This window comes from Mesorhizobium sp. M2C.T.Ca.TU.002.02.1.1 (genome assembly GCF_003997225.1).
This window is the reverse complement of record NZ_RZTO01000199.1, coordinates 1-8,530: the sequence shown is the minus strand read 5'-3', so window position 1 is coordinate 8,530 and position 8,530 is coordinate 1. Positions and strand designations below refer to the sequence as shown.

Annotated in this window: 8 protein-coding genes; 4 read left to right on the top strand and 4 right to left on the bottom strand. The window is 63.8% G+C overall.

Going from position 1 to position 8,530, the window contains the following annotated elements; genetic code table 11:
• Positions 1–33 precede the first annotated feature (33 nt).
• On the top strand, positions 34–1,068 hold the full coding sequence (locus tag EOD07_RS13265; RefSeq protein ID WP_127235773.1) for an aldo/keto reductase: 1,035 nt from the start codon (positions 34–36) through the stop codon (positions 1,066–1,068).
• Between the two features lie 108 nt (positions 1,069–1,176).
• Here EOD07_RS13265 and EOD07_RS13260 read toward each other — a convergent pair whose 3' ends face one another.
• Both EOD07_RS13260 and EOD07_RS13255 read right to left on the bottom strand, forming a co-directional pair.
• Positions 1,177–1,623 carry a hypothetical protein gene (locus EOD07_RS13260; RefSeq protein ID WP_127235772.1) on the bottom strand — a complete coding sequence of 149 codons (447 nt, stop codon included), beginning with the start codon at positions 1,621–1,623 and terminating at the stop codon, positions 1,177–1,179.
• 117 nt (positions 1,624–1,740) lie between these two features.
• Positions 1,741–2,013, bottom strand: coding sequence for an usg protein (locus EOD07_RS13255; protein ID WP_073985102.1), 273 nt, complete (start codon positions 2,011–2,013; stop codon positions 1,741–1,743).
• 304 nt (positions 2,014–2,317) lie between these two features.
• Here EOD07_RS13255 and acs point away from each other — a divergent pair, with 304 nt between their 5' ends.
• Together acs and EOD07_RS13245 are read left to right on the top strand one after the other, a co-directional pair.
• Positions 2,318–4,273 (top strand): acetate--CoA ligase, encoded by a 1,956-nt coding sequence (gene acs, locus EOD07_RS13250; protein ID WP_127235771.1) that lies wholly within the window; start codon positions 2,318–2,320, stop codon positions 4,271–4,273.
• Entirely contained in the window at positions 4,273–5,028 is a 756-nt protein-coding gene (locus EOD07_RS13245; RefSeq protein ID WP_127235770.1) for an MOSC domain-containing protein, read from the top strand. Before acs ends, EOD07_RS13245 begins: the two co-directional genes overlap by 1 nt.
• A gap of 260 nt (positions 5,029–5,288) precedes the next feature.
• Here the strand turns inward: EOD07_RS13245 and EOD07_RS13240 are convergent, their stop codons facing one another.
• Both EOD07_RS13240 and EOD07_RS13235 read right to left on the bottom strand, forming a co-directional pair.
• Entirely contained in the window at positions 5,289–6,767 is a 1,479-nt protein-coding gene (locus EOD07_RS13240; protein WP_127235769.1) for a TadE/TadG family type IV pilus assembly protein, read from the bottom strand.
• Between the two features lie 345 nt (positions 6,768–7,112).
• The gene (locus EOD07_RS13235; RefSeq protein WP_127235768.1) at positions 7,113–7,982 is read right to left on the bottom strand and encodes a transglutaminase family protein; all 870 of its coding nucleotides are present in this window, start codon (positions 7,980–7,982) and stop codon (positions 7,113–7,115) included.
• A gap of 170 nt (positions 7,983–8,152) precedes the next feature.
• Between EOD07_RS13235 and EOD07_RS13230 the strand changes: the two genes are divergently transcribed.
• Positions 8,153–8,530, top strand: a 378-nt coding sequence (locus tag EOD07_RS13230) for an HAD family hydrolase (protein ID WP_164772223.1), incomplete at its 3' end; no start/stop codon positions are given.

Sequence of the window (8,530 nt, the reverse complement as noted above, 5' to 3'; positions counted from 1 at the left end):
TGATCCCTTCGACATCCAATCAGGAGAAGAAAGATGGACTACCGACCTCTCGGCGCTTCCGGCCTGAAAGTGCCCGCCCTTTCCTTCGGCGCCGGAACTTTTGGCGGCTCCGGCCCGCTCTTCGGCCATTGGGGCAACAGCGACGCGAAGGAAGCGCGCCGGCTGGTCGACATCTGCCTGGAAGCCGGCGTCAATCTCTTCGACACGGCCGATGTCTATTCCAACGGCGCCTCGGAGGAGGTGCTTGGCGATGCCATCAAGGGTCGCCGCGACGCGGTGCTGATCTCGACCAAGACATCCCTGCCGATGGGCGACGGCCCGGCCGACTGGGGCTCGTCGCGCTCGCGCCTGATCCGCTCTGTCGACGCCGCGTTGAAGCGGCTCGGCACCGATTATATCGACCTGCTTCAGCTTCATGCCTTCGATGCCTCGACGCCGGTCGAGGAGGTGCTGTCGACGCTGGACGACCTCGTGCGCTCCGGCAAGCTGCGCTATGTCGGCGTCTCCAACTTCTCCGGCTGGCAGGTGATGAAATCGCTCGGCCTCGCCGACAGGCACGGCTATCCGCGCTATGTCGCGCACCAGGTCTATTATTCGCTGGTCGGCCGCGACTATGAGTGGGAGCTGATGCCGCTCGGCCTCGACCAGGGCGTCGGCGCGCTGGTGTGGAGCCCGCTCGGCTGGGGCCGGCTCACCGGCAAGATCCGCCGCGGCCAGCCCTTGCCGGAAAAGAGCCGGCTGCACGGCACCGCCGATTTCGGCCCGCCGGTCGAGGACGAGCATCTTTTCAAGGTGGTCGATGCGCTGGAAGCGGTCGCTGCCGAGGCCGGCAAGACCGTGCCGCAGGTCGCCATCAACTGGCTCCTGCAGCGGCCGACCGTCTCGTCCGTGATCATCGGCGCACGCAACGAGGAGCAGCTCCGCCAGAACCTCGGCGCCGTTGGCTGGGCGCTGACCTCGGAGCAGATCAAGGCGCTCGATGAAGCGAGCGCGGTGACGGCGCCCTATCCGTATTTCCCCTATCGGCGCCAGGAAGGTTTCGCTCGGCTGAACCCGCCGGCGGTCTGACGGCAGCTACACGCCGGACGGCGGCATCGCCGCCGTCCGGCGGGCCAGAGATTCGCCGTTCAAATTTTCGCCGAAGCGCTTGGGGCTCCCCGGAAGCAAAACTCCGATCTACTCAGCTATGTCGGGTACCTTCCACCGTGGCGTTCCCACGATACGCCCGCCCTTGGCCGCCTTGAAATAGGTCACCGCGAGATCCTCTTGGCACATGGAGGACAGGTATATCTGAATTGACCCGCCAAGCGGCGTGATCGGATAACGCTCGCCGCACGCTTGGCCGCGGGACTCATAACGGCGCTTCTGCGCGGCCGTCATACGGTCGAGGAAACCGGCCTCGCACTTGCCGATGACGATCTCCGTCATATTGGCATCGCCGCTCGACCCCCAGGCGCAGGCATCGTGTAGCTTGTGAGCTTCGATGCAACCCGGCGCGGCTTCGATATCCTCCAGCTGGATCGGCGCATCACCCTTCGGGCACTTCGCCTCTTCCGCGGCGCCGACGCCGCCAAGCACAAGCCAGATCACGATCGTCCACCCGATCCGCATATCGATCCCCAAGCGGTTTGCCCGAACGCGCGGGCTGCCACGCTGTGAACCTCAGTATGCCACCGGCACCACCGCGTCGACTATGACGAATCCCTCACTCGCCAGGCACGCAGGCCGTCCGCCCGAACCCTAGTGCACCAGAAACTCCCCATCCACCTTCCGCCACTCATTCGGCGCGATCAGCTTGTGATGCGTGTAGGTCACCGAATGCAGCGGGCCGTCGAGCTTGGTCTTCCAGAACTCGATGAAGCGGATCAGCACCGGGAACTTCGGCGCGATGTCGTAATCCTGCCAGACGAAGCTTTGCAGCAGGTGCGGGTGGTCCGGGTAGTGGTAAAGGATCTTGGCCGTGGTCAGCCCGTATCCTCTGAGCATCAGGTCCATTTCGGAATTGTCGCGCATTGCGTTTCCTTGGTTGATTCTCCTTCCTCCCAACGCCGGATTGTGCGCACGGTTGCTTAACTGTCTATGGTTTTTTGCGAGGTCCCTAAAAATTTTTCTCATTAAAACAGGCGGTTAGCAGCCGCCAGCTGGGAGTGCTAGTAGCCTTGGGCGCTTGACCCTGCGTCATCCCGCCGCGCGAATCCAACGTCTAATATTGCCGTCACGGCGGAACTGTTAATAATGCCCGCGAATTCGCGGCCGCATCGCCGCGATGCCGCCGGCGCTTCAAGCCGGCGGAACGGTCCCGGAGGAAAGCTGAAAAATGTCCGATGTGCATGTCCACCGCGTCCAGCCGGCGTGGAAGAAGAACGCGTTGATCGACAACGACACCTATCTCAAATGGTACGCCGACAGCGTGAAGAACCCGGACAAGTTCTGGGGCAAGCACGGCAAGCGGATCGACTGGTTCAAGCCCTTCACCAAGGTCAAGAACACCTCCTTCGACGGCAAGGTCTCGATCAAGTGGTTCGAGGACGGTGAGACCAACGTCTCCTGGAACTGCATCGACCGGCATCTGAAGAAGCGCGGCGACCAGACCGCCATCATCTGGGAAGGCGACAACCCCTATGACGACCGCAAGGTCACCTATAACGAGCTCTACGCGCATGTCTGCCGCTTCGCCAATGTCTTGAAGAAGCATGGCGTCAAGAAGGGCGACCGCGTCACCATCTACATGCCGATGATCCCGGAAACGGCCTATGCGATGCTTGCCTGCACGCGGCTGGGCGCCATCCATTCGGTCGTCTTCGGCGGCTTCTCGCCGGACGCGCTCGCCGGCCGCATCGACGATTGCAAGTCGACCATCGTCATCACCGCCGACGAGGGCCTGCGCGGCGGCAAGCCGATCCCGCTCAAGGACAACACCGACAAGGCGATCGACATCGCCGCCAGGGCCGGCACCAAGGTCGAGAAGGTCGTGGTGGTGCGCCGCACCGGCGGCAAGACCGGCTGGGTGCCGGGGCGCGACGTCTGGTACCACGACGAGGCGGCGACCGTTAAGGCCGACTGCAAGCCGGAGAAGATGAAGGCGGAGGACCCACTTTTCATCCTCTACACCTCCGGTTCGACCGGTAAGCCGAAGGGCGTGCTGCACACCACCGCCGGCTACCTCGTCTATGTCTCGATGACCCACCAGTATGTCTTCGACTACCATGAGGGCGACATCTATTGGTGCACCGCCGATGTCGGTTGGGTCACGGGCCACAGCTACATCGTCTACGGACCTCTGGCCAACGGCGCCACGACGCTGATGTTCGAAGGCGTGCCGAACTATCCCTCGCAATCGCGCTTCTGGGAGGTGATCGACAAGCACCAGGTCAACATCTTCTACACCGCGCCGACGGCGCTGCGCGCGCTGATGGGCGCCGGCGACAGCCATGTGACGAAGACCTCGCGCAAGTCGCTGCGCGTGCTGGGCACGGTCGGCGAGCCGATCAATCCGGAAGCCTGGGAGTGGTATTACAACGTCGTCGGCAACGCCAAGGTGCCGATCGTCGACACCTGGTGGCAGACCGAGACCGGCGGCATCATGATCACGCCGCTGCCCGGCGCCACCGACCTCAAGGCGGGCTCCGCCACGCGGCCGTTCTTCGGCGTGCAGCCGCAGCTGGTCGACGGCGACGGCAAAGTGCTGGAAGGCGCCACCGACGGCAATCTCTGCATCACCGACTCCTGGCCGGGCCAGATGCGCACCGTCTATGGCGACCATGACCGTTTCGTGCAGACCTATTTCTCGACCTACAAGGGCAAGTACTTCACCGGCGACGGCTGCCGCCGCGACGCAGACGGCTATTACTGGATCACCGGCCGCGTCGACGACGTCATCAACGTCTCCGGCCACCGCATGGGAACGGCCGAGGTCGAATCGGCGCTGGTCAGCCACGACAAGGTGTCCGAGGCCGCCGTCGTCGGCTACCCGCACGACATCAAGGGCCAGGGCATCTATTGCTATGTCACGCTGATGGCCGGCACCCAATCGAGCGAGGATCTGCGCAAGGAGCTGGTCGCGCATGTCCGCAAGGAGATCGGCGCCATCGCCACGCCCGACAAGATCCAGTTCGCGCCCGGCCTGCCGAAGACCCGTTCGGGCAAGATCATGCGCCGCATCCTGCGCAAGATCGCCGAGGACGAGTTCGGCGCGCTCGGCGATACCTCGACGCTGGCCGATCCGGCCGTGGTCGACGACCTCGTCGCCAACCGGCAGAACAAGAAGGGCTGATGGCCGGCGAGCTCGGCACCGTCAGCCAGCTCTGGCGCTATCCGGCGAGTTCGCTCGCCGGCGAGCGGCTCGATGCCATCTCGGTCGAGCAAAAGACCGTCTATGGCGACCGGCTGTTCGGGCTGGTCGATGCCGATGGCGAGATCGCCAGGCCTGACCGCGAGGCCAGATGGCACAAGGCGCCGCTGATCCGCACCCGGTTGACCGAAGCCCCTCTGAGCAAGGAATGGCGGCTCGAAGTCGCCGTGCCCGGCGGCGGCTGGCTGCCGGCGCCCGATCCTGAAAGCGACCGCGCGGTATCGGCCTTTCTTGGCTTCGAGGCCTCGATCCGGCCGTTCGGCGCGCAGAATGCGGCGCCCGGCTACGTCGGGCCGCTGACCGAGGCCCGCTATGCCAAGGCGCCGATCCATCTGCTCACCACCGCTTCGCTCGCCAGGCTGAAGGCGCTGCACCCCGAAGGCGTGCCCGATCCGCGCCGCTTCCGGCCCAACATCGTCGTCGACATGGCGCCGGTCGAAGGCTCGTTTCCCGAAACGGAATGGATCGGCAGGAGGCTCGCGGTCGGCGATCTCGAGCTCACCGTCTCCGAACCCTGCCGCCGCTGCGGCTTCACCATCATCGCCCAGGATGGCTTCGACACCGACCCCGGCATCCTGCGCAATCTGGTGCGCCACAACGCCCACAATCTCGGTGTCTACTGCACCGTCGACCGGCCTGCGCGCGTCGGGATCGGCGCGCCGATGCGCTTCGTCTAGGAGCACCCCTTGTCTTTTGCTGCGACGCACCCCATCATCTGGGCGTGTTCAACGAACTGAAAGGAGGTGATCCGATGTCGAGTGATTTCGTTTTCCATAACGTGGGCTCTGCGGATTGCACTTCTGGGAAGCAGTCTTCCCGTTAAGGCGCGAGACGCGCGGCAGGTAGCCCGGAGTGGCTGCCGCCAGGAGCCGCGTCGTGGACGGAAACACGGAAGGCCGCCGGCTTCGTCAAGAAGCGGCGGCCTTTTCCGTTTGAATCACTGCGTCAGCGCGACCTTTTCAGTGTTGCGGATGATTTCTTGGAAGGCGGCATCCAACTCCGCTCCGGTGGACGCTTCGAAATAATGCTTGTTGGCGGAGGAGGTATCCTTCGACGAACAATCCTTCAGCACCGCTTTCGCCTGGTCCCGCTCGGTTGCCGACATGTCCTTGTCGTTCAGATCGAAGCCGATGGTGAAAACCTCGATGCCGTCGTCTTTCATGTTGCCGCACAAGGTTTGAGCATTGCCGCGCGCAAGGTTGCCCTGGCTGTTGTAGTTGCCTCCCGCGCCGGCGAAGGCGGTGTTGAACTGGCCATCGGTCATCAGGATCGCGACCTTGGCGATCTTTTTCGCATTGTTGTCCGAGGGGCCGCTGCCCAGGCCAGCATTCTTGATCACGGTGCGCCATTGCGGCGACAGCATGTAATAGGTCCACTGAACGGCGATCGCGCCGGCCGTGTAGCCATCCGCCTGGAAGTCGTCGATCGAATCGAGCAATGCACCGGAATCGGCGGTCAGCGGGATCACCGCCGCGGTAGGGCACTTGTTCATTCCCGAGCCGCCCAGATGATCGTCCCGGTTGACCAGCGCAAAATATTTCTTGCCATTCTTGTCCGTGCGGACCGTGTCGGGGCCGTCGGCGCTGAAATCCGGATTGCCGCTTTTGTCCTTGCGCTCCGTGGCGCAATTGTCGGGGCGAGGCGTCGCCGCGCCGACGATGGAGACATAGTCGCTGAAAGACGGCAGCAGTTTGCTGTTCGTCTTGGCGACCAGAAGCGTGCTGCCGGCAACGGGAGGCAGGTCCGAGCCTCCTTGGTTCTCGACATAGACATTTTCCGCCAGCTTGCCGGCGTTCACGGCAGATGCATAAGGCACAAGCGCGACACGAACGCGAGGGTTCTTCGGGTCCTGGTTCCGAAGCATCGTCTGGACGGCGTTTTTCGCCGCCGCTTTAAGGTCGCCGATCTTGTCGACCTTGCCTTTCTTGGCCATCGACCCCGTTATGTCGAGCATCATCGCCACCTCGACCTGCTTGTCCGAATAAAGCGCCGTGGTCGAAGCATTCACGCGGTGCATATCGCCGGTGCTGAACAGCGGGAAATAGAGGCCGACATCGACATGCGCATCCGCTTGCACCGTGTTGGCCGTCCTGTCGACAGTGAGCTTGTCGAGCACGACCTGATTGGCCTGCAGGATGCCGGCCGCGCTGTTGGCGTCGAGGAATGCCTGCACCGTCTTGGTGGCGTCGGCCTCTTTGATGACGCCGAGGGTGAGATCGCGGGCCGTCGAGGTCACAGCGGCGTCGACGACGCCCTGCAGACTCGACCTCGCATTGTAGAGTTGCGAGATATTGACCGCGAATCCCACCCCCAGCGCGAGGACCGATGCGGCAGCTCCGAACAGAACCGCGAAATTGCCTCCGCGATCCCGGGTAAAGCCGTCCACCCCACGAACGACACCTCTGAACTGCCGCATCCCTTCCGCCTCCACTGTCTGCGGCATTGCGCCGCTCGGCCAGGGCGTTGCAGGATTTCGGCCAGACCCGTCGGGCCACCGCCGAAAGACGCTTAACAGGCGGTTAATCCATTGTTTTTGCTGGCTTTCGGCAAATTTGAGGGTGAACGGAAAGTAAACGAAAACCCCCTGGCGAAGCGGCCTTCATGAAGCGCTTACCATGATCTCCAGGGCTGTCGCGGCCGTTTCTCTGTTCGGCACAGTCGAACTGTGCCGAAGCGGGTCAGCGGCTGCCGCGGGACATGGCGCGGCGCAGTGTCTGTCGAGATTCAGGTCAGGCCGGCCTCACCTGAATATCGACAGAGCCTAGGCCAGCATCTGCGCGCTGACCGTGCGATCGACGCCATGATGCGGAGGATTGAAGCGGTTGCCTTCCTGCTCGTAGGTCCACACCTTGAACAGGCTGAGCCGGTGCGGGCCAAAACTGTGCAGCAGCGGCACGTCGGTGGCGTCGCGGCCGCGCGCGATGACGACGCGGCCGATGCGCGGCCGGTTGTGGCGCGGATCGAACGTGTACCACTTGCCGTCGAGGAAGACTTCCATCCAGGCCGAGAAATCCATCGGCGCCGGATCGACCGGCACGCCGATATCGCCGAGATAGCCGTTCACATAGCGCGCCGGAATGTTCATGCATCGGCAAAGCGTGATCGCCAGATGCGCGAAATCGCGACACACCCCGACGCGCTCCTCATGCGCCTGGGCGGCCGTGCGCGTGGCGCGCGCATAGCCGTAGCCGAAGGAAAGCCGGCTGTTGACATAATCGACGATCGCCTGGACGCGCGCCCAGCCGGGCGGCAGCGGACCGAAAAGCTGCCAGGCGGTGTTGCTGAGGTGGTCGGTCTCGCAATAGCGGCTGCCGAGCAGGTAGACCAGCACATCGTCGGGCAATTCCGCGACCGGCGTTTCCCGTGCCAGCATGTTGACCTCGTCGGTTTCGCCGCTGTCCTCGACCGCCGCATCGTAGAGGATGCGGAAGCTTCCGGCCGGCGCCGTGAAACGGCGGCAGATGTTGCCATGGCGGTCGCGATAGGCGTGTGTCGGCACCGAGGGCGAGGTCAGCACCCGCGTCTGCCGCTTGATGTCGGCATGGCGGTCGGGATGGATGTCGAGAAGCGAGATGATCGGCGTCGCCGCCGCGCATTCGATGGCTATCTCATAGCCGAGCCGGATCAGCATCGCATTCCCCCCTTGGTGATTTTGGAAGACTGCCTGTTCAACGCCGCGAACCGGAGGTTGTTCCCGTGCTTCAGTCGAAATGCGGTCATCTCGCCTTCTCAGGCGATACCGGCCGGTCTAAACTGGGTTTTGCGTTTCGCCCTCCCGAAAACGATTCTCCAGGAAATCCGATGTTCGCAGGCTCAAAGTTCGCCGCCTTCCTGTTCGACATGGACGGCACGGTGCTCAACTCGATCGCCGCGGCGGAACGGGTGTGGACGAAGTGGGCGGAGCGTCACGGCCTCGACGTCACGGCCTTCCTGCCGACGATCCATGGCAGGCGCGCACGCGAGACCATCGCCGCGCTGAAGCTTCCGGGCGTCGATCCGCTGGCTGAGGCGGATTTGCTGCTCAAGGCTGAAGCCGAGGATCTCGAAGGCATCGTCCCTATCCCTGGCGCCGTCGCGTTCCTGCAATCGCTGCCGCCGGAGCGCTGGGCGATCGTCACCTCGGCGCCGCGCGAACTGGCGCTGCTGCGCATCCAGGCGGCCGGCATCCCGGTTCCCGCC

Coding starts and splice junctions, on each gene's coding strand:
- EOD07_RS13255 (WP_073985102.1), bottom strand. CDS start 2,013: ATGCGCGACAATTCCGAAATGGACCTGATGCTCAGAGGATACGGGCTG.
- acs (WP_127235771.1), top strand. CDS start 2,318: ATGTCCGATGTGCATGTCCACCGCGTCCAGCCGGCGTGGAAGAAGAAC.
- EOD07_RS13245 (WP_127235770.1), top strand. CDS start 4,273: ATGGCCGGCGAGCTCGGCACCGTCAGCCAGCTCTGGCGCTATCCGGCG.
- EOD07_RS13235 (WP_127235768.1), bottom strand. CDS start 7,982: ATGCTGATCCGGCTCGGCTATGAGATAGCCATCGAATGCGCGGCGGCG.
- EOD07_RS13265 (WP_127235773.1), top strand. CDS start 34: ATGGACTACCGACCTCTCGGCGCTTCCGGCCTGAAAGTGCCCGCCCTT.
- EOD07_RS13240 (WP_127235769.1), bottom strand. CDS start 6,767: ATGCGGCAGTTCAGAGGTGTCGTTCGTGGGGTGGACGGCTTTACCCGG.